Below are 24,760 nucleotides of genomic sequence, written 5' to 3' on the forward strand. Positions count from 1 at the left end.
AGAACTGGACGGTGACGCCTGGCACATGCGATCCAGCGTTTCAGGGCGCTGTCTTTGCGGCGTGGAATCCGGCGTCGGGCGCGCTCAACTGCGGCGTCTTTACTTCTGGCGCGCCATCGTCGAATCAGTTCGATACAGGGCAGGTTTTTCCGCCGAATGTGCTCAGGGATGAAGCGAGTGTCACTGCGCCATGTGAAAATGGCCGCACAAGCGGACTATGTTATCGGATGTGGTATGTCGGCACGCGCTCCGGTGATCCAGCGCGCCGGATTGGATATGCCGTCTCGCCAGATGGCGTCTCCTGGTATCGTGTGCAGGGTCTGCACACCGGCGGCAGCGTCTTTGAAGGGTCTGGAACGCCGGGCAGTTTCGATCAGAATGGCGTGACCACATTTCACGTCATCAAAGATGGCGGGCAATATCACATGTGGTATACCGGCGTCAGCAGCGATGGGCGTTGGGTGGGGTTCGGCTATGCGACCTCGAACAATGGCATTACCTGGGAGCGGCAAAATGGAGGGCTGCCGGTTTTGACCTCACGACCCGGGCTGGGACAGTTCGATGATGATCGGATCATCGGTCCGTTTGTGCTCATCGATGAGGCGAGCACTATTGCACCCTGTGAAGGCGGTCGCACGAGCGGGCGCTGCTTCCGCATGTGGTACGAAGGATTTCGAGCGGATAACACGTTCTATGTGGGGCTTGCGCTTTCTCCTAATGGCATATCCTGGTCGATTGTCAATGGACCGGCAGCGCTCGGATCGGTGCTGGCTGGCGATCCGAACGGACCTCTTGGCTTTGCTGCGTTCGACTCGAACAACGTCGGTCTGGCGGCGGTCATTAAGGACGGCGCTATCTATCGCATGTGGTACCAGGCGAAGAGCTACCAGAATCCGCCCGAGCATCCGTTTGGCGATTGGTTCGCTATCGGGCATGTCACCTCGGTGGATGGGGTCAACTGGGTGCGCCCCAATCCCAATCGTCCGGCATTCAGCGGCGACATGGACAACATCCAGGTCAATCCTCCTGGAACCAACGATGATGTGTGGGTCGTCCGTCTCTTGAAGGAGGACCTGACCTACCGTATGTGGTATGCCACGGCGGGCACGCCCAACAGCACCCGCTTCGGTCTGGTCGAGATGACGCAAGGAACGCCGATCACGCCGACGGTGCGGCGCAATGGGGATGAGTTCCGGATCGAGTTTGCCACGCAACGAGCGATACCAGTCAATGGCAGTGTGTTGATCACGCTGCCTCCAGATGTATCACTCGATCAGTTTTCTGCTATCGAGTTGCAGGGGTTCGAAGAAGGCGCCTCCCTTGCGCGCGAACGCGGCGCGATTACCGATGCCTATAGCGGCTTCGCGGCGCGTGATGCCCTGGTGCTGCGCCTGCCCAACGGCGCCGTTGCAGGACCGAAGGCGATCCGCTTCAGCCTCGGCGCCGGCGCGCCCAATCCTGCCTATCTTCTGATCCAGACCTTCGATACGCACAAGGTGCTCGAACGGGCGCGCGTCGACCTGGCGGATCTGCGCGTGGTGCAGAGCACGGGGGCGGCGGTTGCAGGCGAACCGGCGACCTACACAGTCACCGTCAGCAACCCCGGTCCGAGCGCGGTCTCGAATGCCTTGCTGAACAGCGTATTTCCGGCGCAACTGGCGGGCGTCACCTGGACATGCACCACATCAGGGGGGGCGTCCTGTGCGCCGGCAGGCGGTAGCGGCAACTGGAACAACAAATCGCTCAACCTCCCGCCCGGCAGCAGTGTGACCTTTACTGTCGTCGGCAATCTGCCGCCTGCGGCGACCGGCAATCTGACGAGTAGCGTCAATGTGGTCACACCGGCTGCGCTCAATGAACTGACTCCGGGCAACAATACCTCGACGCTTGTGACGCCAATTGACGTGCGCGGCGATCTCTCGATCACGCGCAGCAGTACGCCGCCAACGCCGCAGGCGGGTCAACCAATTACCTACACGCTGACGGTGGCGAACAGCGGACCGAGCACGGTGGTCGGCGCCAGCGTCGTCAATTTGTTTCCCATCAGCGTGACAAACGTGATCTGGAGTTGTAGCGCCACGTCCGGCTCGTCCTGCCCGGCGTCGGGCAGCGGAAACATCAACACGCCGGTCACGCTGGCGCCTGGCGGCGTTGCAACCTTCACTGCCACCGGAATGGTGTCGCCATCCGCCGCCTCGATGCCGCCGCACTCGGCGATTGTGACCGTGCCGGGGAATGTGACCGATCCTGATGCAGAAAACAATGTGTTCACCGATGGCGGCGGATTGGAGCGCGTCGCCGACCTGGCAATCAGCAAGTCGGTTGCACCTGCAACCGTAGTTCCTGGTCTGCCGGTGACGTATACTATCATCGTGACGAACACCGGTCCTGCCGACGCCGACGGGGCAACTGTGCTGGACCTGTTCCCGCCGACGATCATGGGTGTGATGTGGCAGTGCAGCGGCGCGGCTGGCGCCAGTTGCGCGCAGGCGAGCGGCAGTGGCGATCTGGTCTTGACCCTTCCGACATTCCCCGTTGGCGGATCGGCGACGATTACCATGACCGGCATTGTGGCTGCGCAGGCAAGCGGGAACCTGATCAATACGGCACAGGCGCTACCGCCGGTCGGGGTCGACGATCCGACGTTCGCCAACAACAGCGCGTCGATTACGAGCGCGCTCCAGCCGCACACCGATCTGGCCATCACGCAGACGACGCCGTCCCACGTGATTGTGGGACAGACCCTAACCTATACCATCACGGTGCAGAACAACGGTCCCAGCGTTGCTGCCGGCGCGCGGGTCAGCACAACTCCTCCTGCACTCGTGAGCGTGACCGGATGGACGTGCGCGGCGTCAGCAGGGTCGCAGTGCGGTGCAACGAGCGGCAGTGCGACGGTAGACGACGCCATCACACTGGCGCCGGGCGGCACGGTCACCTATACGGTCACCGGCACAGTCTTCAGTCGGGCGGTGGGACCACTCCCCTTCTCCAGCACCGTCACGGCTCAGGCAGGCGCTGAGGACCCGGTGTTGACGAACAATCAGGCGCAGAGTGCGACCCAGGCGATGTACATGGTCACATTGCCGGTGGTTGTGCGGTAAGCGGCTGCGGCAGCGATGAGTGTGAGGCGGGGGCGTGACATCACGCCCCGCAGTATATTCCTGCAGCGCTTCGCCAGCGCCATTTCAAAAGAGCGCATCGGCGCTCTTTTTGGTCATCCCAACACGGTCACTGGATCGGGACACGGTACTCCATGATGATCTCATCGTAAACTTCATAACTCGAACGCGAAGGATCGATGACAAGACGGTGCGCTGGTGCATATTCCCCGAAAAACCGCCCAATAGCCTCGCCAATAGCAGAGGAGTCCTTCTTGATTGACAGAACTGCGTAGCGTCCTCCTGGCACGTGGTTCGTCTGGAAGGAATCGTCGTCAGCCGTGACATCCTCTGGCAGTTCCACACAACAGTCATAGCCTGTCAGTTGCTCGTTGCAAACGTGAGGGATGCCAATGATCCTGTAGCGCGCAAGATCAATGCCATGCTGCGACGCCCACGCTTTGATCCGTTGAAACCCGCTCTGAATCTGATCGCTGAACTGTCCTGGCGCCAACCGCAGATTGCAGGAGAAGCAGACAACCTTGAGCGATGGAAGGTCCTGGATGGTCACTTGGAGCGGATGTCCGTCGTCGGCGCTCATCACAACCTCCTGATGTCAGCAGAGTGTAGTATGGTAGCGTCATCGTACCAGGATCGTCAAGAGGATCGTTCCTTTTGCCTCCGCACGCCCTTTTTCGCTCTCGACTCACCCTTTGACATAGGATAACTTCTCGGTGATAAGACCTTGCTTCACCTGAAAAATATCGACCCCGCGAACGTGTCCCTCGTTTCCGGTTGCGTCCACCCAGGTGTACCGCCAACGCATAACACATCGCTGCCCTACTCCGAAAATCTCTTCGATGTCGATGTGGGCGTGCGGCGACTGGCGGAAGAAGTCGTGCCAGAATTGTGCGACTGCCGCCTTGCCTGAGTAGACTGTGCCGTCAGGGGCGGGGTGCGTGTTCTCGAAGACGCAATCGTCGCTCATCAGTTGCATCATCCCCGCAACTTCGTGACGATTGAACGCTTCATTGAAATCGAGAACGATCCGCACAGCCGCTTCGATCCTGGATAAGCGAGCGGGACTCATAAGGGCGCTGCCTTTCTGGATGCATCATCATCCGCTTTCCCACGTTCAATGTGCAACGACCACGTTCAACCGGCGCCGTGTCATGATGCGCAACGTTGCGGTCTGCGACGTTGCATTGCAACGTCGCTACCTGCTTCCCATCTACCACGTTCGGCGCCCGGAGAGACGTTACGGTGCAACACTGAGACGGTGCGGTGCAACGTCGCTACCGGAAACCCACACCTGTAACCTGTCACCTTCAACCTTCCCGCCTTCAACCCGCCGCGTCCCGCACCGCTTCCCCCACCCAATCGAGGTGCTTCAGCCGCATCAATCCGTAATGGTACACATCCATGCTGGCGACGCCGCGTTCGCGCAGGAGCGCGACTTTCGGCGCCATCTCGGCGGCGCTGTGGCAGTCCGGCGGCATCGGGCGCACCCCGACAGTCAGGTTGACGCCGGCGGGCAACAGCCACGCGTAGGCGTCGAGGTCGGTGCGCACGCGGTTGACATCACGGGCGTAAGCCAGCACGGCGATGCCGTGGCACGCCGCTGCAACCGCCGGAAGATCGAGTCCATCCTCCCAGGCGCGCGCTGGCGCCGGGTTGCCGGTGGGCGCGCCGGTGGCGTAGCCGACGGCGGCGCCCGACATGTCCATGGCGATGACCTGCGTCGAACCGGCGGCGCTGACGGCATCGGTGATTTCGGCAACGAGCGAGGTCACAATGGCGCAGCGCGCGTCGAGCATGGCGCCGAGTTCGCCGTTCGCCAGCGTTGCCAATGCCTGGCGCTCGACGGGAATGGACTCCACGTCACCCGGCTCGCCGTCGAACACCTTCCCCACCTCAGTCTGCACAAACCGGCGCACATGCTCCACATCGACGCCGCTAGCGCTCAGGCGCGCCGTGCAATGCGTGCAGAAGCAGAGGCCGAGCAGAAAGCGAATGGCAGGCGCAAGCGGAACGAAGCTGCGCTCGTGATGATAGCCGTGGTCGAAGGAATGGTAGCCGATGGACTCGAGCAGGATGGCCTGCACGCCGCGACCGGCGATGTCGGCGCTGAGTGCGCACAGATAGGCGCGCACATCGGGGTGTGCCGGGCAGAGGCAGGTGATGTAGGGATCGCCGAAGGCATTCTGTAATGCACAATCAGGGTGGCGCGAGCCAAGACCGGTGTTGTGCAGGTTGGTCGTCCAGGCGCGCACCACCATGCCGCGCCGTCCGGCTTCTTCGATGCAGCGCTCCAGCGGATCGTGGTCGTCGGTCAGGCGGCTGACGATTGGCTGGATCCTGAGATTGGCGTATCGCAACGGATCGGGACGGAAGAAGCACGCTCCACCCTCGAGAAAGCGCACCTTTCGCACCGGATTGTGCGGGAAGACATCACGCGCGTGGTGGTAGCTGCACGCCAGGTTTACGGCGCCGGCGCCAGCGCGTTCGCGCACCACGTCGAGCACATGTCCGTATCCCTCATCCGCCAGGTCATACGCGAACACAAAAACCGACGTCTGCATGATGACCTCCTGTCTTAATGAAGTATTGACAAACTCTTGGGAGTATGATACACTAACTTTGTCAGTTCACTGAACTAACATCAATCTCCGTTCCTGATTCTAACCCATTTCTGGCGCTTCTGTCGAGCGTGGTTGCGCCGCACCGACGAACGTCGCTTTCAGATTCGGAAGAAGGCATGAAGGGCTTTCTGGCAAAAGCCACGCGGCAGCACACGAAGAATCACAACAGTCGTCTGGTCTTCCGGATCATCTACGAGGATGAAGCGATCAGTCGAGCGGATATTGCGCGCAAGACCGGACTGACCCGTACAACCGTCTCGACGGTGGTCAGCGAGTTGATCGAACAGGGATTGATCGAGGAAACGGGTACAGGTCAATCATCGGGCGGGCGGCTTCCCGTTCTGCTGCGCGTTGCGCATGAAGCGCATGGCGTTCTGGCATTGAGTTTCGAGGATATGCGGATCGCCGGGGCGCTGGTCGATATGCGCGGCGGTATTCAGCAGCGCGTCAGTCTGCCGTTGTATGGGTATCGACCGGAGGAACTGCCCGACTACCTTTCCCGGCTGATTGATGAATTGCGCGCTGACGCCACAACCCATATCCTTGGCATCGGCTTGAGTATGCCCGGGATTGTGGACCCGCTGCGCGGTATTGTGCGGCGCGCCGTCAATTTTGGTCTGGTCGATGCGCCATTGCGCCAGGTGCTCCAGGAACGGTACCATCTGCCGGTCTACCTGGACAATGCCGCACATCTGGCGGCGCTGGCGGAATACATGTTCGGCGACGGCGCCGCCAGCGGCAATCTGGCAGTGATCAGCGTCGGCGTGGGAGTCGGGGCGGGGGTCGTGCTGAATGGAACCCTGTTCCATGGCGATGGATTTGGCGCCGGCGAAATCGGTCATGTCGTTGTCGCCGACAACGGCATCCGCTGCAACTGCGGCAACGTTGGCTGCCTGGAAACAGTCGCCAGTGTTCCGGCGATTCTTCGCGCCGCACGGAGATGGTTTGGCGATCCGTCATCACAGTTGCGCGCGCTGGCGCCATCAGCGGCAGCGGTGGATCTCGATGTGGTTCGTCGGGCGCTGGAGGCGGGAGACCCGGGTGTCACGGCGGTTATCGAGGAAGTCGGACACTACCTGGGGATCGCCATTGCCCATATCGTTGGACTGCTCAACATCGAGCGCATTGTGGTGACGGGGTCGATTGCCGTGCTGGGACCGCCGTTGCTCGAAGCGATCCGGGCATCGCTGGTGCGCCACGCTCTTGCGCCGCTGGCAGCAATGACGAACGTCGAACTGATCCCGGAACGGAGTGACGCTGTTCTGCTCGGTATCACGGCAATGGTGCTCGATCAGGAGCTGGGGTTGCTGCACTCGAGCGCCCGGCTGTCGTAGTGTCGGGTCCCGATTTCATCCGCCCTGTGGCGTTTCTCGAAACGCTTGACGCACAGACGCGCAGGGCAAAGCCTTGCCATTGCTACAACATTAAGCCGGTCTTTTCTGTCATAGGGCATGCTTCGCTCATTGTCGCGTCGTTTTGACGCAGGTTTGTCGGTTCAGTGCTCACCGTATGTGAAGGAGGCGTTCAGTGAAGATTCCCAATCATCCAGACACGCATGGATCTCGACTGTCCCTCACCCGCCGACAGATGCTCCGGTTGCTGGCAGGCGGCGCGGCGACTGCTGCGGGCGGCGCGCTGCTCGCTGCCTGTGGCGGAACAGCGCCGGCAACTCCGTCGGGGAGCGCCCCCGCGCAGACAGCATCACGCCCGCTGACGCCCACGTTCTACCAGTGGATCGTCGATCTTCACCCGGCCATTCCACAGGTCAATAGCACCTTCGAGGGGTTGAACTTTCAGATCGCACCAGTGCAGGGGTTCGGCATCGAACGTTTTGTGGCGGAGGCGAAGAACCAGGAAAGTACGTGGGATGTGTATGTCGGCATGACACCGTTCGTTGAGATGAGTCAGTTGATCAAGGCGGATGTGATCGAACCCTGGGACGACTATATTCCAAAAGATGTGCTCGACGACCTTCTCCCGCCGATCCGTGAGGAGTGCACGGTGAACGGCAAACTCTACAGCTGGCCCTTCCTGCTCGATGTGATCGGCATGGCGTGGAATAGCAATCTGACCGATAAAGCCGGGATTACGACCGTTCCGACGACCTGGGACGAGTATCTGGCAAACGCGAAGCAGGTGGTCGACTCCGGCGCGGCGCCGTATGGCGCAACCTATGACGCACGCGGCTGGCGTTCGCTGGCGCCATTCACCCATAGTCTGAGCACGAATGTGTATACCCCTGAAGGTCTCTTCGACTTCACCAGCGAGCCAGCCGTCGAAGCGCTCATTCTGATGAAGAAGATCAAAGACCTGGCGAATCCCGATATTCTCAACGAAGGCACGACCGACGGCGGTGTGAACAATACGCCGGACGAAGGCGCATTTGCTGCACAGCAGGTTGCGTACTATACGAAGTATTTCAATGCACCGCTGCGCTTTGCGCAGACCGGCGGCTTCTCCGACAAACTGCAAATGGCAGGGTTGCCGCGTTTTGCGAACAGTCAGGGAGGCACCGTCTTCTGGACAACGGGTGCGTGTCTGTTCAAGTATGGCAAGAACAAGGAGAAAGCGGTTGAGTACATGCGCGCGCTGACCTACAATCAGCAGATCTGGAAGGACTCAATCGCCGGCTCGCCGACAGCCCATCCGGGTCAGTTGCCGCCCTTCAAGTCGATCTATGCGGAGTGGGAAGCGAACAAACCCGACTGGATGCAGCCGTTTGTGGCGCTGGTGCGGGAACAGTTCGAGCGGGCGCGGGCAATTACCAACCACCCCTTCGGTCTGACGCAGTTTGTCATTGGCAAGCCGTACTGGGAAGAATATCTCACCGGTAAGGAGTCGGACCCGCGCGCCGCGCTCCAGAAGGCGAAGGATGCGGTGGCGGCAGAGATCGCTAAAGCCGGATAGGGCGACAGTAGTGCATAAGATGCACTCTTGCGCAATTGCGCGCCGGCATGAGGAACAAAACGCACACAAAAGCGCAGAGGCACAGAGAAATATCTTGTGTTCTTTGCGCCCTGGCGCCCTGGTGTGAGGAACAGTGAGAACGCGCGCCAGGGCGCAGCGGGACGGCGAAAGAGGAATCTCCTGCGTCCTTCGCGCCCTGGCGCCTTTGCGTGAGGAATAGCACGAACGCGCGCAAAGGCGCAGCGGGATGAAGCAGGCGCAGCAAGACGACAGGGGTGTATAGAGGGGCGCGTATGGCGACAGTTGCTTCCAGAGTGGCGAGTGTAGCGCGCACATGGCGTTCAACGTATCGCCTGAGCGATTACGCCAATGTTCTCTTCCTTATTCCAGCGACATTCTTCTTTGTCGGATGGCAGATTTATCCGATCCTTCGCGTTTTTTTGCTGAGTTTCACCGATTACAAATACCTCGAGCGTAATCCTCCCAACTTCGTCGGGTTGCAGAATTATATCAATGCGCTCAACGATCCGTTATTTCACGTCGGCATGCTGCGCGCATTCGCATTTACTCTTGCGTTCGTGCCGCTTACTATTCTGATCCCGCTCGTCCTGGCTGTGCTGATCGATCGCGTGACCTCGCCCTGGCTCTCGTCGTTCTATCGCATCGTGCTCCTCATTCCGGCTGTTATCCCCGGTCCGCTGGTGTTTGTGCTCTGGAAGTGGCTCTTCGACTTTCAGATCGGTCCGATTAACACCTTTCTGGTTGAGTGGCTGGGGCTGTTCACCCGCCAGACGGCGCCGCAGTGGTTGGGAGGAACGCCGCTGTCGCTGCCGGCAGTGATCATCATGGAAGTCTGGTGGGGGCTTGGGTATCATACAATGTTTTTCCTCGCCGGTCTTGCAGCGGTTCCCAAAGACCTTTCAGAGCAGGCGCGCATCGATGGCGCAAACGAGTGGCAACTGTTCTGGCGCGTCATTGTGCCGCGCTTGCTGCCAATTCTCTCCATTCTGGTCGTCCTGCGCTTTGGCACGGCGATGTCGGTGATCGACGAGTATCTGATCTTCGGCGGGTTTCAACGCACCTCACCGACATATACCTGGACGGTGTATATGTACGATCTGGCGTTCCGCATTGGCGATTGGCTGCAGGGGTATGCCGCCGCAATCGGCTGGCTCGGTGCGGCGGTGATGATGGTGTTTGTGATCGGAATGCTCTATGTGTTCCGCTCGCGCGACTAGAGGGAGGCACATTGTGGCTGTGACGATCCAGCGTCATCACCGGCGCCGTTTCCCTACGGGTCTTATCGCCAAACACGCGGTGATTAACCTGGGAGTGGTGATCATCCTGCTGCCGCTCCTCTGGGTGCTGCTCATGTCCGTCAAGTCGCTGCCGGAGTCGTACACGACGAATTTCTGGCCCCGCCAGTTCGATTTCAGCCACTACGGATTCGTGCTCACCCGCATTCAGACGCTGCCTCAGAATATGTTCAACAGCATCTTCGTGACGCTGGCAACCGTTGCGATCACGACGTTCTGCGCCATTCTCGGCGGCTATGCGCTGGTGCATGTGAAATTGCCCGGACGGATGCTGTTGATCTGGCTGTTGATTGCGTCGCTCTTCTTTCCGACGCGCCTGCTCTCGCTGATTTCAATCTATGAGATTCAACGGCAACTCGGGTTGCTCAATACGGTCGTCGGGCTGATCTTTCCGTATGTCACCCTGAACCTGGCGGTCAGCATCCTGATCATGCGCGGAATCTTCGAGCAGTTGCCGCACGAACTGGTCGAAGCCAGCCGCATCGACGGCTGCGGACCCTGGCGCACGCTGTTTCTGGTGCTCCTGCCGCTCCTGCTCAACGGCATCGTGGTGGTGTCGATGGTCAATTTCGTCGGGGTGTGGGGCGAGTATCTGCTGGCAGTGACCCTGACGAACGATCAGGCGACGCGCACGTTGCCGGTGGTGCTGGCGTCGGCGCACTCCGGCATGGGGCAGTGGGCATACCCGCGCATCGCCGCGGTGTATGTGATCGCCGTCACTCCTGGTATTATTATCTTCGCCCTCTTCCAGCGCCTCTATTTCAAAGGGCTCACAGAGGGCGCGATCAAGCTGTGAGAAGGAGCATGCCATGCAACTGGTCGAGAATCCCGCTGGCGGGTTCGCCTTTCTGCCGGGCGGGTCGCCCTATTCTGCGGGCGTCGTCGCGCTGCCCGGCTTCGAGATCGTGCGCGCAACCCTTCAGCGCCCGCTGCCGTACCGCGACGGGTTCGCCCTGATCGACCGCCATCTGGAGTCGATCGGACGACCATCTGCCGCGCTCTGCGCCATCGAGTTGCGCTCCCCAAAACCCTGGAGCATGGAAGATTTCGGCGTCTTCAATGCGGGGTATCGCGTCGAACTGGAAGCGCGCGGCATTCTGCTCGACGGGACGAACCCGGTTGCACGCACCAATGTGGCACCTGCCTTTGCACCGCCGGCGGAACCCTCGCTCTACGCCTTCTCCTACACGATCCCGTCATCGCTGGCTGGACGTACATTCGTCATTGCAGGCGCCGGCGATCTTGACGAGCGCGGGATCGTGGCGGAGGGTCAGACCTCGCCCGAAGCGATGCGCACCAAGGCGGCGTTTGTGATGGACGTCATGCTGAAGCGGCTGGCGGCGCTGGGATGCGGGATTGATGATGTGACCGCCATGGCGATGTACTCCGTGCACTCTCCGCTCGATTTTCTGACCGATACGTTGCTTGCGCCGCTCGGCGCCGTCGCCGTGCATGCGTTTCAGTGGTACTACAGCCGCCCGCCGGTGATCGGTCTGGAGTTCGAGGTCGATATGCGCGGCGTGCGCCAGGAAGTGCGCCTCTGGTGATCGTAAGGCGGAACGATGAATGAATTGCCTCATTACCACGTCGTGCGTGTGCCGCCAGCGTGGCTGGCAGGCGATGATCCCTTCTCCTGGGACTGGACGCAGTTGCCGGCAATCACGCCGTTCATCCTCGCCGATGGCGGCGGACCGGCGCTCCAGCAGACGGTGGCGCGCCTCGGGTACGACGCCGACTGCTTGTATGTTCGGTTCGATTGCGAGGATCACGACATCTGGGGAACATACCGCGAGCGCGACGAGCCGCTCTATGATGAAGAGGTCGTTGAACTGTTCATCAGTCCTGGCGCAGAGACGCCGACGGAGTATTTCGAGTTCGAGATCAGTCCCAATGGCGTCTTCTTCGACGCACGGATCAGTAACCTGCACGAGGATCGCACCACTTTGCGCGTTGATCTGGGATGGAATGCCGATGCGCGCTGGTGGGCGCGCCGGGAGGACGATGCCGGTCGCTGGACGGCGATCCTGGCGTTGCCGTGGCGCTGCCTGGCATCCGAACCGCTTCCGACGGTCTGGCGCGCCAATCTGTTTCGGATCGAACGTCCACACAACGGCGAACCCGAGTTCAGTTGCTGGTCGCCGACCTTCACCACGCCTGCCGATTTTCACAAACCATCCCGCTTCGGGTATCTGATGCTCGCAACATAATGCAGGGAGAAGATTCGCAATGCAGCGATTGAAGGATAAAGTTGCGCTGATCACCGGCGCGGCGCGCGGCATTGGTCGCGGGATCGCGCTCTGCATGGCGGAAGAAGGCGCCGACGTGGCGCTCAACGATCTGCCGCCGGAGACGCCAGGATGCGTTGATGTCCGCTCAACAGCCGCCGAGGTCGAGGCGCTGGACAGGCGCGCACTGGCGCTGTACGGCGATGTGGCGGATCGCAACGCGGTCGAGCGCATGGTTGATGCAGCCGTGGAGCACTTCGGACGGCTCGATATCGTGGTCGCCAATGCCGCGTTGTCCATCCGGGAACCGGTGGTGGAGGCGCAATGGGAGCACGTGCTCCGGACGATCGAGGTGACGCAGTTCGGCGTCTTTCACACATGCCAGGCGGCGGCGCGTCACATGGTTGCGCGCGGCGGTCCGGGCAAAATCATCATTATCGGATCGATCCTCTCACAGATTCCCCTGCCAACGAGCGCCGCGTACAACATGGCAAAAGCGGCGGTCAATCAGTTTGCGCCAACGCTGGCTGCCGAACTGGCGCCGTACCGGATCAACGTGAACGTCATCAATCCAGGGCACATCGACACCCCTGGAGAGCGCAAGTTCGCCACCGAGGAGGAGTTGCAGCGCGCCGCACACCACATTCCCTGGCGGCGCCTGGGAACGCCGCGCGACATCGGGCGCGCGGCAGTGTTCCTCGCCAGCGACGACGCCGATTACATAACGGGCAGCGCCATCTGCGTGGATGGCGGGTATCGGGTGGGCATGCGGTTGTATCAGTAGTCTGTGCTACATCCCACCCACCGTCAGCGCCCGCAATTCAGGCAGCGGCTGCGGCTGGTCTGCGGGCAGCGTCTCGTGTGGCGCCGAATGGCTACGTTGAACAATGAGGCGCAGCAGGCGCACGGTGCGCTGCGCGTCGTCCGACAGCGCAGCTTCTTCGAGGTCGGCGATGAGGGCGAGAACATCGGCTGGCACAAGGCGACTGGCGTACTGTGCGATGAAGATTTTGTCGTGGCTCGTGTGATCATACTGTTCACCGGGCAAGAATAACTCTTCGTACAGTTTTTCGCCGGGACGCAGCCCGACGAAGGCAATGTCAATGTCGCGCCCCACCTGCAACCCGGAAAGTTCGATCATGTCGCGCGCCAGATCGAGGATTTTGACCGGCTCTCCCATGTCGAGCGTAAATACTTCGCCGCCTTGACCGAGCACGGCCGCCTGCAACACCAGTTGCACCGCTTCGGGAATGGTCATGAAGTAGCGCCGCATCTCTGGGTGAGTGACTGTCACCGGTCCGCCGGCAGCAATCTGTTGCTTGAAGGTCCACACGACGCTGCCTCGGCTGCCGAGCACATTCCCGAAGCGGACGGTCATAAACGCCCGACCGCTGAGTTTCGCCGCGCGGTGAACCAGCAGTTCAGCGGCGCGCTTGCTGCTCCCCATGATACTGGTCGGGTTGACGGCTTTATCGGTTGAAATCATGATAAAGCGTTCCACGCCGGTCACGATTGAGGCGTCGAGCACGTTGCGCGTGCCGAGCACATTGTTGGTGACAGCCTCGACCGGGTTGGCCTCCATGAGTGGCACATGTTTGTGCGCCGCAGCATGGAAGACGATCTCCGGGCGATAGTTCGCAAATACGGAATGAGTCCGTTCAGGGAAACGAATATCGGCAATAACGGTATGCAGGACGGTCGTGCTGCGCGAGGCGCCTGATCTGTTGCGGGCAGGGTCGTTCAGCCATTGTTGCAGCTCGTTATGAGTGGTGAAAACGCTATTTTCGCCATGCCCGAGAATAATCAGTTCCGCCGGTTCATAGCGCAGCACATGGCGGCAGATTTCACTTCCGATCGAGCCGCCGCCGCCGGTAACCATCACGCGCCGTCCCCGGATCAGGGCGCTCACTGCCTGCATATCGGTTTTGATCGGCGCGCGCCGGAGCAGGTCTTCGATCTGTACATCGCGAATGTGGTTCACGCTGAAGCGCCCATCGACGAGTTCAGCAATGCCGGGAATGATTTTCGTGCGCACGCCGGCGCGTTCACAGATTGCCACAATATCGCGAATGGTTTTGCCCGGCGCGCCCGGCATGGCAATGATCACTTCATGGACTTGGTGATCGGCGACCAGACGCGGAATATCGTGACGATCGCCCAGCACCGACATGCCATTGATCCGTATACCGCGCTTATGCGGGTTGTCATCGACAAAGCCAACAATGACGGTTTTCCGGCGAGCGATGCGCATACTCTGGGCAATCATCGCGCCGGCTTCGCCCGCTCCCATGATCAGCACCCGATTGTCACCCGACTGCACACTCCGCCGGGGTGCGGGATGAAAACGCGCATGCAGGCTCAATCGCGCCAGCGTCGTCAGCGCCAGTGCGGGCATGACGAAAATCAGCGGAACTGAGAGCGGTATCACCGGCAGCGTTGCGAACAGAACACGACCAAGTATCGCAAGGCTTGCGAGAACCGCTCCGGCGAGCACCAGCGCGAGCGCCAGCAGACTGAATTCATAGAACGACGCATAGCGCCAGTATTGCGCATAGACCCCCATCAATGCAAAGATGGCAGGCACGATGATCACCGCTACACTCGCAAACAACGCGAACGACGCCCAGTATTCCGCCAGATCGAGGCGCTCGAGACGTAAGGCATAACTGATAAATGCGGCAATGATCAGCGCCAGAGCGTCTATTCCATAGAAATGGAGAGCAGGAGCAGCACGTTGCATGGCTCATCTCCTTACGAACATGTCCAGGGCGTCACTCCAAAGCGCACCAGGTAGTAGAGCGTTTTGAGGAGTTCCCCCGGTACAATGCGACGACCTTCCGGGTCGTTCCACCAGTTGGCCGGGGTGTAGGGCGGGTTGCGCGGTCCATCGTAGATCGCAACAACCCCTGTATCCGCCAGATGGCGATGAATGACGCACATTGCGCGCCGGCTGTGGGGCCAGTCGGTCACAATGAGCACGCGCGCGACGCCGCGTTCTCGCGCCATCCGGGCGATTTCGCGCCCGTCGGTCCACGTACTGTCGGTGATCAGCGGCACGAATGCCGAAGCGGGAACACCCTGCTGGATCGCCAGCCGCCGCGCTTTCTGCACCACGAAAGAACCGCCAGGGGTCTCACCGGTGCGCCAGATTTCCCGCGCCCATCCTTCGCGATAGAGATCGATGGCGTGCTGATCGCGCAGCGGAAACCCGCCACCCAGCACCACAATGGCATCGGCGCGCGCCGGACGCCCCGGCAACGCCAGCAGACCGCCGAGCGCGGGCAGCCACCAGCCGGCGCTGCTCGCCAGAACCGCAATCGTTGCGAGCATGACGCCGCCAATGCGGACGAATCGGCGCTTCGACCACAGGCGCCGGCGCTCGCGCGCCGGACAAAGCGGTCCGGTGTGATGTTCTATCGACCGCATGTTCATAGTGCATCCGCCATTTCCTTGCGCGTGATCGATCGCTCCAGGCTCTCGCGTAACCGTTCACACACCAGATCCACCTGCGACTCGGTCATCACGCCGGAGAAGGGCAACGCCAGCGATGTGGCGCCCAAACGCTCGGTGACCGGGAAATCGCCTGGCCGGAAACCGAACCGCTTGCGATAGAATGGTTGCAGATGAATTGGCGTGAAGTAGGGGCGGCTGGGAATGCCCGCTGCCGCCAGATGGCGCATCACCGCATCACGGCTGGCAGGCGGTCTGATCCGCACCACATAGACAAACCAGCTCATTCGGGTGGTCGTGGCGCTGATGGTCGGGCGCTCGACCAGTTCGATATCCGCCAGCCGCTCGTTATACCAGGCGGCGACCCGCTCGCGCTTCGCCAGCAGTTCGTGAATGCGCTGCATCTGCACGCATCCCAGCGCGGCGCTCAGTTCATCGAGCCGGTAGTTGAAGCCAAGGCGGGTATGGTTCAACCAGGCGTCGAAGACGTCGCGCCCCTGATTGCGCAGGCTGCGCAATAACGTCGTCCATTCTTCGTTGTTGGTGACGACCATTCCGCCTTCGCCCGTCGTGATCTGTTTGTTCGGGTAAAAGGCGAAGACGGCAATGTCACCCAGTGTTCCAGCCGGACGACCGCGGTATTCCGAACCGAGCGCTTCACAGGCGTCTTCGATCACGATCAGGTTGCGGCACCGTGCAATGGCGACAATCGGCATCATATCCGCCGGTTGCCCAAAGGCATGCACCGGCAGGATCGCCTTGACGCGACCGTAGCGACTGTTGCGCTGCGCCGGGGGCAACCAGCGGCGCGCAGTCATCCCGCCGCGTGACAGATCGCTGATGGCAGCATGCATCTGTTCCGGGTCGATATTGCCCGTCACCGGATCGACATCGACGAAGATCGGGATGCCGCGCTCGTACAGAATGCAGTTGGCGGAGGCAATAAACGAGAACGGCGTGGTCACGACCAGATCATACTCTGTGACTCCGGCAGCGATGATGCTCAGGTGCAATCCGCTCGTGCCAGAATTGACTGCAATGCCGTAACGCGCGCCGACGAATGCAGCCAAACGTTGTTCGAACTGCTGCACATATGGCCCGATGCTCAAAACCGGCGTCTGCAACACGTGCAAAATGGCATGACGTTCGGCATCGGTCAGGTCGGGTGAGGACATTGGGACCGCATCCATGGAGTGGCTCCCTTATACTGTTGCCTGGAGGGCGCTGCACGCTCCAGACCTCATCTGAGTTATTGCCTGCCTTGTCGCTTCTGCAAACGGAGGGTCAACCGCCAACCTCTCGCGCCCGTCCTTCGTCGCGCGGCGGCAGCATGCGGTATGCCGGGAAGTAGTCCGCATCGTGCGGCAGCGCACATCCGTAGTATTCCGTCCATGCCTGACAGAGATCGGCATACAATGCTGGCCAACGTATGCGACGATAGATGGAAAATGGGACCCGAAGCGGCGAGAAACTCGCCTTGAACCGATAGATGCCATCATCTGGTCGATGGCCGCCGCCCAGGATGAGACGGCGCCTCCCCTGGCGCTGACCCCACTGAATGGCTGCGTAAATCACCGCATGCGAGGCGCGAAGATTCTGATAGTTGATGTCCATGCCGCCAAGAAAATCGTACATCTCGTCGTTGTCGTAGAGGTATAATTTTGCGGCGATGACCCGATTCTGGTGTTCAGCAAGCAGGAAGAGAGCGTTTTCCGGCAATTCTTCGCAGTATGACCAGAAATATTCGAACGGGAAAAAGTAGCGCGCATTCGCATTGTGCCGTTCCATCGTCATCGTGTAGATGCGGTGAAACTCGCGCACATCCGCTGCGGTTCGACCCTCGAAGACGCGCACTCCCTCACGATGCGCCCGGCGGATACTGTTCCGGCACGTGTCGTTGAAAGAGCGACTCCAGAGATCAGAGTCGCTCAAGGTCAGATCGACCACGACAATATCCCGATTGTAGTGGACATCATTGGCGCACAGTAGTCCGGTGTGGCGATGAGCGGGGTACAGATGCGCAAACTCGGCGACGATCCGCTCATCTTCGCAGTATTGATTCCAGTACTGCACGAAAGCGTAACGGAGATCGGGCGTTGTTGCTCCCAACTCCATCGGACCGGTGTACTCAGGGGTGAGCGTATCCCGGTACGACGCATAATGTGCGGCAAAGGGCAGATTGCTCACCGGTCGAAGAAAAAACGGGTGCACAATCCGTCCCTCATCCGATGATACGACGAACAAGCGCGCCGGATAGCCGGTGTGTTTCTGAACCACCCGGGCGTACCCGACACTGCCAAAGACGCTCACGTGCGCCGGCGCCGCAGCCTCCCACGTTTCCCGATCGTCAACGGTGTATACTCTTGCCTGCATTCCATCCTCCCGAGTCTACAGATTCACAGTGACTGTTGCGTGCTCCTCGGCGCGCATTTCTAGCGGCGGCACCCGCAGATACGCGGTCGTGTGCCGTTTGCGGGCAAAATCGTTGAAGGCGCGCTGCACCTGCACCGGCGTCAGGTGCAGCGCCTCTGCCACGTCCGCTACCGGTACGTTGTGCTCCTGCGCATACCAGAGCAGGTCCATCGTCTCGAACGGCAGGCGGAAGAAGAATTCCTGTTGCGTGGTTGGAGCGCTGTAGGTGTCGGATGTCGGCGGGCGACGTTGAATGACCTCCGGTACATCGAGATAACGCGCCAGCTGGTAGATCTGCGTTTTGTACAGATGCACAATCGGGCGCAGATCGGCGCCGCCGTCGCCGTACTTGACGAAAAATCCCTGATCGTGTTCGTTCTTGTTCGGCGTGCCAACGACGGCATAGTTGCGCAGTTCTGCGTGGTAGTACACCATTGCCATCCGTGTCCGCTGCTTGAAATTCGAGGCGGCAACGATCTGAGCGTATTCGCGCGGCGGCAGGCGTTTGCTCTTCACCTCGCCCTCCGGCGTGATGATTTCGAGCGAAAAGACATTCAGCGTATCGGCATCGAGCAGGTTCTGTGGCAGCACGATGCGCATTTTGTAGCCGCGTTCGGCGTCGTACTCCGGGAATATTCGTTGCACCGCTTCGTCGCGGCGGCGGTAACAGCCAAACCCTTCGAGCACCGGTGTGATGTCTTCCAGGATCGGCTCGACGCCGTAGTGTCGGGCAACCATCTCCGACAGATGCACCGTCTGCGGATCAGAGTCGCGCTCGGGCATCATCAGCGCAATCACGCGCTGCGGCCCGAATGCGCGGACGCAGAGCGCCAGCGCCACCGATGAGTCGATCCCGCCGCTGACTCCCAGCACGACTCCCTGACGATGCAGTGTTCTGATAACGTGGTACTGCAACCAGGCAATGATGCGCTTCGTCTCGGCTGCCGCATCGATCTGTAGCACGCGCGTATCAAACCCCATAGCTTCCTCCTGCAACAATGCCGCTTCTGATGCAGACTTTGACATCATCTGCGTCGGCGATCGGCGGCGGCATACGAAAATCGCGGATAAACCGCTCGACCAGCAGTTGGGTCGAGAGAATGCCTGCCAGCGCCATATCTTCGATTTCGCTCAGGCGCATGCCGGATTGCGCTTTTTCCTTCAGGTGTGCAACTGCTGTCGGTTTGAACAGACCGTTCGCCCGGATGCAGTCTACCGAGAGAAGGTGCTGAACGTAGTCCAGGCGCGCGTCGTTGAAGAAGCTTCGATGGATGGGCGCGCGATATGGTTGCTTGGGACGCTGCCAGATGGCGTCTGGCAGCCAGGCGCGACTGACCTGGCGCAGGATGTACTTTTCGGTGAGACCGCGCAGTTTCAGGCGTGGCGGCAGGCGGTTGGCGAACTCGATCACGCGATGGTCAAGGAACGGAAAACGCCCTTCGACTGCGTGCGCCATGATCATCCGGTCGCCTTGCGCCGAGAGGAGATACTGCGAGAGGAAGGTGGTAATTTCCAGATACTGCGCCTGATGCAGCGGTTCCCACGAAGAGAACGCTTCCGGGTAGTACGGCGCGCGATCCGTCGGGTGCGCCAGCGTGTCGGCTGCCTGGCGCACCTCATCGCTGAAGAACCGGCGGGTGCGGCTGGTGGTGCGCCAGCGCGGACGATGGGAGTAATCCGGTGCGGCGGTGTCCATCAGCCCTTCGCTGAAGAATGCTGCGAGATAGGCAGTATTGCTGCTTGCAAATCCGGCGATCCACGGGTAAAGGCGGCGGAATAGCAGCGGTCGCAGTCGTGAGTCGGGCTGACGCGCCCAAAACCGTCGCACTTTTGCCTCCTTGAAAATGTCGTAGCCTGCGAGAAACTCATCGGCGCCTTCGCCGGTCAGCACTACGCGGTAGGAATGGTCGTGCACCAGTTGCGAGAGCATGAAGAGCGGCGCAGGCGACGTGCGCAGGATCGGCATTTCCGTATGCCAGATCACCTCCGGGAAGACGCGCCCGATATCGGCGTGCGTCACATACGCCACCTGATGGTTGGTGCTGAGATACTGCGCCATCTGGCGCTGGAACGGACTCTCATCGAACTCCGGGTCGCTGAAGGCAATCGAAAAGGTGTCGAGCGGGTTGCCGGTATACCGGCGCACAATCGCCACGACTGTTGAGGAGTCCAGTCCGCCGCTCAGGTATGCGCCGACCGACACATCTGCGCGCAGGCGGATCCGTGTGGCATCGATCAGCAGATCGCGCAATTCCTCGACATACTTCTCCTCGCTGCGCTCCTTCGCCGGCGCGCCGAATTCGAGGCGCCAGTACGGCTGAACGTCGATCCGCCCATGGTGCGCAACCAGGTAATGACCTGGAGGGAGGCTCACGATGTCACGAAAAATCGTCCGGGATGAGAGTGTTGCCCAAAAGGTGAAAATCTGCTCCAGCGCCACCGGGTCGATGGCGCGTCGAACACGCGGGTCAGCCAGGATTGCTTTAATCTCCGACGCAAAGATCAATGTTCCATCGACGAGGGAGTAGAACAGCGGGAGAATGCCCACCCGATCGCGCGCCAGGAATAGCGTCTGCTCGCGCGCGTCCCAGATGGCAATCGCAAACTGACCGTTGAGATGCGCGAGGCACGCCGGACCGTACTCTTCGTACAGGTGCAGGATCACCTCGGTGTCGCTATGAGTCGTGAAGCAGTGTCCACGCGCTTCGAGATCGGAGCGCAGTTCCACGTAGTTGAAAATCTCGCCGTTGAAGACAATCCAGAAACGCTCGTCTTCGTTGGCAATCGGCTGCTGCCCGCCGCTCAGGTCGATGATGCGCAACCGCGCATTGCCCAGCCCGGCCCGGTCGTCGAGGTAGATGCCGAACTGGTTTGGACCGCGATGCCGGATCATTGCCAGCATCTGGCGGAGCGTCTCTTCGGAGATCGGTTGATCGCCGCGAACATTAACGATGCCCACAATTCCGCACATTACGAAACTCCTGATCTTACGATATGTCGCCGGGTCGGGTTGGTGTTCCCGGGGCGGCAGGCGACGGGCGATGGGACGATGGACGATGGTCGGGGCGTCGGGGCGTCGGGGCGGGTCCGTGTAGGGGCGGGTCTCAGACCCGCCCCCCCGCCGCGTCGCCTCTGCGCCGCCTTGCGGCGACATTCCGTCCGCGCCGCCGCGACATTCCATGCCGTGCCGCCCCGTCCCACCGACCCCATCTATACCAACCCATACCGACCCATACCAACCTCGTTTTACCCCGCCGATGCGCCTACGGTCCGGCCAATTCGCGGCGGGCGATTTTCCCCGATGCATTGACCGGCAATTCGTCGCGGAATTCCACGTACTGCGGGACCATGAAATCTTCCAATCGCGCCCGGCAATGCGCCAGAATCTGCTTTTCGGTCAGATCTGCGTTTTTGACGACCACAAATGCCTTGATTGCCTGCCCCAGTATCGGGTCGGGCACGCCGACGACGGCGACTGCCGCCACTCCCGGCAGTTCATAGATGACGTTCTCGACTTCTTTGGGGGCGACTTTCTCGCCGCGACTCTTGATGATGTCGTCCTTGCGCCCGACGAAGTACAGGAAGCCCTCCTCGTCCATGCGGAACAGGTCGCCGGTGTAGCACACGCGCTCCCCCGGCAATGGACCAGGACGGTATCGCTGTGCGGTTGCTTCCGGCGCCTCCCAGTAGCCGCGCATAACGTGCCGCCCGCGCACCACCAGTTCGCCGACTTCGCCGGGCGTCACCCGGTTGCCCTGTTCGTCTTCCAGCCAGACTTCGGTGCCGGGAATGGCGATGCCCACCGAGCCGGGGCGTCGCTCCAGTTCTTCCGGCGGCAGATAGAGGGTGCGCTTGGTTTCGGTCAGACCGTACATCGAGTAGATGCGCGCCCAAGGGAACTTCCGGCGCAATTCCAGCAGATGGCTCGGCGGCAACGCGGCTGCGGTGTTCGTCAGGTACCGGATGCTCGCCAGATCGTACTGGCTCAGGTCCATCTGCAAGAGAACCGCGTAGATCGTCGGCACGCCAGGGAAACCGGTGACTCGCTCTTCCTCGACGCGCTTGAGGATCGCCGCCGGATAGGCGAACGAACGTTCGAGAACCAGCCTGCTGCCAAAACGCACGGTCATCAGCAACTGGTAGAGACCGTAATCGAAGGAGAGCGGCAGCATGTTGATGACGACATCATCTTCGACATTTTGCAGGTACTCGATGATCGACCCGCTGGCGAAGACGACGTTGCTGTGATCGCTCATCACGCCCTTCGGCTCGCCGGTGCTGCCCGAGGTGTAGATCAGGCACGCCAGGTCGAGATCGATGTTGACGCGCGGCAGAGGCGTTGCATCGTACTGCGCCTGCACCTCATCGAAGTCGATAAAACGGGGATGCGACAGACGAGCGCTGGTGCGCTGATTGCCCAGCACGCCAACCCGGAGTGATGGCACGTTGTGCAGCAATGCCGACAGTTGGACGTCTCTGATCTGGGCGTCAACGATGATTGCCGATGCGCGGCAGTTGTTCAGAATGGCGATCAGTTTATCCTGCTTGGTCGTATGGTTGATGACCACGAACACGCCACCTGCCTTGAGCGCGGCGAAAATCCCAACGACCGCCTCGACCGAGTTGGGCGCAAAGATCGCCACCCGATCGCCGCGTCGGATGCCATGCTCGACCAGCGCACGCGCCAGGCGACTCGTCATCTGATCGAGGTCGCGGTAGGTCAACCGTTTACCGTCGCAGACGAGCGCCACCTTTTCCGGCAGGCGCGTGGCGCTGTTGGTCAGAAAATCGTGAACCAGCATCATGTTCCTCCCAGGGCAATCGAGGAGAGCGGCGCCTGGACTGCGACGGTTTCATGCGCGTTGTTCGCAAGTTTGCGCGCCACATACTCCGAGAGTTTCGTCACCGAATCGAAGTTCTCGGGAGTCAATTCGTGATCGGCGACACTGATGCCGAATTGCGCTTCAATAAACGAGACCAGTTCAATGACGCCGAGCGAGTCCACAATACCCCGCTCGAGGAACGAGTCGTCGTCAGCGTAGACCAAGCCCTCGTCGCCGAACAAAAGGTTGTGCGTAATGTAGTGGCGAATCTGAGATGGAACGTCCAGTGCAGTGACCTGCATGTTTGAGGTCCTCCTTCAACTGATAATCTCGCGAACCAGCATGAACGCCTCTGCCGCCATCAGACCGGCAGTGCTGCCGCGCACCCGCGCCAGCGCCTCGACCGCACGCAACGAGCGGGGATGCGGCGGCTGTTTGAGTTCGTTGCGAAAGCAGGCAAGCGCCTGCAATTTACGCTCCAGCACATCACTGATGTCCACAAAAACGGTAGGCTTGAAGGCGCTCTCCTCGATTGGCGACGCCCAATCGGTCTCAGAGAGGGTTTCGTAGCAGAGCAGCCGCCGCGCCGGGCACCCATTGATCGGGCGCGCCGCGACCAGCGTTGCCAGATAGACGGCTTTGTGATCGCCGTGCAGATCGCCGCCAAACGGCGCATAGACCACGTCGGCGCGCACAGCGAAGATCACCTCGCGGATCGCGTCCGCCAGTTTGTGCCCTGGCACCATATCCAGTTGTGGCGCAGGAAAGTCGAGGAAGAAGATGTCCGAACCGCCAAGCAGTTGATGCGCTGTCCGCGAATCCTGGCGATCCGCTTCGTCCCGCTCCGGCGGAAACATTTCCGGCATGCCGCGAGTGGCGATCAGTGCGTAGACCGGGTCGCCCTGCGCGACGTGACGCGCCGTAACCCCGCCACATCCAAGCACTTCGTCGTCAGGATGCGCCGCCACCACCAGAACATTCATACCGGAACTCCTTTTCTCCCTTTCAGAACACATCGCTCAAGAGTAGACTGAAACGCATCGACGGCGGGTGATCCGTCAACGGCGCATAGCACATGCGCAAGCGGTAATCGGTGTGGCGCTCCATACCCGCCGGTTCGAGACCGATCATCCGGGCGTGCACACCGGTGATACGCACCTGTTGTACGCCCGCATATGCTGCCAATGCCCCCAGGTCGTTCGCTGCCGCCTCTGGGCAATCGGTCAGGATGTCGAGCACGGTGAGCGTGTCGTTGCGCTCGATTTTGTAGATGACGGCAAGCCGCCTGTTGACCAGTTCGGCATGGTAGGGGCGCGTCAGGCTGCGCCACTGTCGGTATGTCTCATCGCGTGGCGGTCCTATCTCATCGGTCAGGCGCAGATGCGGCAATGCAACGATGCTGTGCGGTGGATCGACCGGCGCTGTCGGGCGCCAGTTGTACAACTCGGTTTCGATCAACGTCTTCCATCCGAACGCGCGCTGAAAGAGCGCATACGAGTTCTTGTTCGGAAACCCGAGAATAAACGGCGCACCCTCCGCCCGCGCCGCCTCGGTCGTCGCCGCGACCAGCCGATAAAAGGCGGGAAAGCCGCGATGATCCGGGTGGAGCATGAGACTCATCGCCAGGTAATACCGGTAGCACTGCCCATTGCTGTCCGTCAGCACATGCGGCACGAGGGCGTGATGCCCGACCAGTTGATCGCTGTTCCAGCCCAATGCCACAATGGCATCGCCATACGGATTGGCGAAGTAGAATTGCGACCATGCACTCCTGTCCGGGCGATAACCAAACGTGCTGCAAAACAGACGTTCGACTGCATCGAACACTGCTTCAGATTCCTGAGCAGACCGGATGAGCGTGATACGCATACCCACCTCACGTCC

Annotated in this window: 21 protein-coding genes; 8 read left to right on the forward strand and 13 right to left on the reverse strand. The window is 60.7% G+C overall.

Annotation, left to right across the window (positions count from 1 at the left end; all coding sequences use genetic code 11):
• The coding region (locus AC3EA7_RS07590) for a hypothetical protein (RefSeq protein ID WP_488613434.1) at nt 1–3,104 on the forward strand (3,104 nt) is incomplete at its 5' end.
• A gap of 127 nt (nt 3,105–3,231) precedes the next feature.
• On the opposite strand, the gene AC3EA7_RS07595 is transcribed toward AC3EA7_RS07590, so the two are convergent.
• The 3 genes from AC3EA7_RS07595 to AC3EA7_RS07605 form a co-directional block, all read right to left on the reverse strand.
• On the reverse strand, nt 3,232–3,702 hold the full coding sequence (locus tag AC3EA7_RS07595) for an AraC family transcriptional regulator (RefSeq protein ID WP_488613435.1): 471 nt from the start codon (nt 3,700–3,702) through the stop codon (nt 3,232–3,234).
• Between the two features lie 105 nt (nt 3,703–3,807).
• Complete coding sequence (locus AC3EA7_RS07600) at nt 3,808–4,191, reverse strand: nuclear transport factor 2 family protein (RefSeq protein ID WP_488613436.1); 384 nt, start codon at nt 4,189–4,191, stop codon at nt 3,808–3,810.
• Nucleotides 4,192–4,444: 253 nt separating this feature from the next.
• Complete coding sequence (locus tag AC3EA7_RS07605) at nt 4,445–5,683, reverse strand: hypothetical protein (protein WP_488613437.1); 1,239 nt, start codon at nt 5,681–5,683, stop codon at nt 4,445–4,447.
• Nucleotides 5,684–5,859: 176 nt separating this feature from the next.
• On the opposite strand from AC3EA7_RS07605, the gene AC3EA7_RS07610 reads away from it, so the two are divergent.
• The 7 genes from AC3EA7_RS07610 to AC3EA7_RS07640 all read left to right on the forward strand — a co-directional run bounded on the left by AC3EA7_RS07610 (nt 5,860) and on the right by AC3EA7_RS07640 (nt 12,975).
• Nucleotides 5,860–7,077, forward strand: coding sequence for an ROK family protein (locus AC3EA7_RS07610; RefSeq protein ID WP_488613438.1), 1,218 nt, complete (start codon nt 5,860–5,862; stop codon nt 7,075–7,077).
• 193 nt (nt 7,078–7,270) lie between these two features.
• On the forward strand, nt 7,271–8,650 hold the full coding sequence (locus tag AC3EA7_RS07615) for an ABC transporter substrate-binding protein (RefSeq protein ID WP_488613439.1): 1,380 nt from the start codon (nt 7,271–7,273) through the stop codon (nt 8,648–8,650).
• Between the two features lie 293 nt (nt 8,651–8,943).
• Nucleotides 8,944–9,888 carry a carbohydrate ABC transporter permease gene (locus tag AC3EA7_RS07620; RefSeq protein ID WP_488613440.1) on the forward strand — a complete coding sequence of 315 codons (945 nt, stop codon included), beginning with the start codon at nt 8,944–8,946 and terminating at the stop codon, nt 9,886–9,888.
• A gap of 13 nt (nt 9,889–9,901) precedes the next feature.
• Complete coding sequence (locus AC3EA7_RS07625) at nt 9,902–10,762, forward strand: carbohydrate ABC transporter permease (protein ID WP_488613441.1); 861 nt, start codon at nt 9,902–9,904, stop codon at nt 10,760–10,762.
• A gap of 13 nt (nt 10,763–10,775) precedes the next feature.
• Entirely contained in the window at nt 10,776–11,513 is a 738-nt protein-coding gene (gene cnbZ / locus AC3EA7_RS07630) for a 2-amino-5-chloromuconate deaminase CnbZ (RefSeq protein ID WP_488613442.1), read from the forward strand.
• Between the two features lie 15 nt (nt 11,514–11,528).
• Nucleotides 11,529–12,173, forward strand: coding sequence for a carbohydrate-binding family 9-like protein (locus tag AC3EA7_RS07635; protein ID WP_488613443.1), 645 nt, complete (start codon nt 11,529–11,531; stop codon nt 12,171–12,173).
• A gap of 19 nt (nt 12,174–12,192) precedes the next feature.
• Nucleotides 12,193–12,975 carry an SDR family NAD(P)-dependent oxidoreductase gene (locus AC3EA7_RS07640; RefSeq protein WP_488613444.1) on the forward strand — a complete coding sequence of 261 codons (783 nt, stop codon included), beginning with the start codon at nt 12,193–12,195 and terminating at the stop codon, nt 12,973–12,975.
• Between the two features lie 6 nt (nt 12,976–12,981).
• Here AC3EA7_RS07640 and AC3EA7_RS07645 read toward each other — a convergent pair whose 3' ends face one another.
• The 10 genes from AC3EA7_RS07645 to AC3EA7_RS07690 all read right to left on the reverse strand — a co-directional run bounded on the left by AC3EA7_RS07645 (nt 12,982) and on the right by AC3EA7_RS07690 (nt 24,745).
• Nucleotides 12,982–14,931, reverse strand: a complete 1,950-nt coding sequence (locus tag AC3EA7_RS07645) for a polysaccharide biosynthesis protein (RefSeq protein WP_488613445.1) — start codon at nt 14,929–14,931, stop codon at nt 12,982–12,984.
• Between the two features lie 11 nt (nt 14,932–14,942).
• On the reverse strand, nt 14,943–15,623 hold the full coding sequence (locus AC3EA7_RS07650) for a YdcF family protein (protein ID WP_488613446.1): 681 nt from the start codon (nt 15,621–15,623) through the stop codon (nt 14,943–14,945).
• Complete coding sequence (locus AC3EA7_RS07655; RefSeq protein WP_488613447.1) at nt 15,620–16,831, reverse strand: DegT/DnrJ/EryC1/StrS family aminotransferase; 1,212 nt, start codon at nt 16,829–16,831, stop codon at nt 15,620–15,622. The genes AC3EA7_RS07650 and AC3EA7_RS07655 overlap by 4 nt, the downstream gene beginning before the upstream one ends.
• Before the next feature lie 94 nt (nt 16,832–16,925).
• Nucleotides 16,926–18,014, reverse strand: coding sequence for a lipid II:glycine glycyltransferase FemX (locus AC3EA7_RS07660; protein ID WP_488613448.1), 1,089 nt, complete (start codon nt 18,012–18,014; stop codon nt 16,926–16,928).
• Nucleotides 18,015–18,029: 15 nt separating this feature from the next.
• A complete protein-coding gene (gene nadE, locus AC3EA7_RS07665) occupies nt 18,030–19,034 on the reverse strand; it encodes an NAD(+) synthase (RefSeq protein ID WP_488613449.1) in 1,005 nt (334 codons plus the stop codon).
• The gene (asnB, locus tag AC3EA7_RS07670) at nt 19,024–21,024 is read right to left on the reverse strand and encodes an asparagine synthase (glutamine-hydrolyzing) (protein ID WP_488613450.1); all 2,001 of its coding nucleotides are present in this window, start codon (nt 21,022–21,024) and stop codon (nt 19,024–19,026) included. The genes nadE and asnB overlap by 11 nt, the downstream gene beginning before the upstream one ends.
• A gap of 292 nt (nt 21,025–21,316) precedes the next feature.
• Nucleotides 21,317–22,858: a class I adenylate-forming enzyme family protein gene (locus AC3EA7_RS07675; protein WP_488613451.1), complete on the reverse strand. Its 1,542-nt coding sequence runs from the start codon at nt 22,856–22,858 to the stop codon at nt 21,317–21,319.
• Nucleotides 22,855–23,178, reverse strand: a complete 324-nt coding sequence (locus AC3EA7_RS07680) for an acyl carrier protein (protein WP_488613452.1) — start codon at nt 23,176–23,178, stop codon at nt 22,855–22,857. Before AC3EA7_RS07680 ends, AC3EA7_RS07675 begins: the two co-directional genes overlap by 4 nt.
• 15 nt (nt 23,179–23,193) lie before the next feature.
• A complete protein-coding gene (locus AC3EA7_RS07685; protein WP_488613453.1) occupies nt 23,194–23,859 on the reverse strand; it encodes a PIG-L deacetylase family protein in 666 nt (221 codons plus the stop codon).
• Nucleotides 23,860–23,881: 22 nt separating this feature from the next.
• On the reverse strand, nt 23,882–24,745 hold the full coding sequence (locus tag AC3EA7_RS07690) for a GNAT family N-acetyltransferase (RefSeq protein ID WP_488613454.1): 864 nt from the start codon (nt 24,743–24,745) through the stop codon (nt 23,882–23,884).
• Between the last annotated feature and the right edge of the window lie 15 nt (nt 24,746–24,760).

The organism is Roseiflexus sp. (assembly GCF_057785375.1).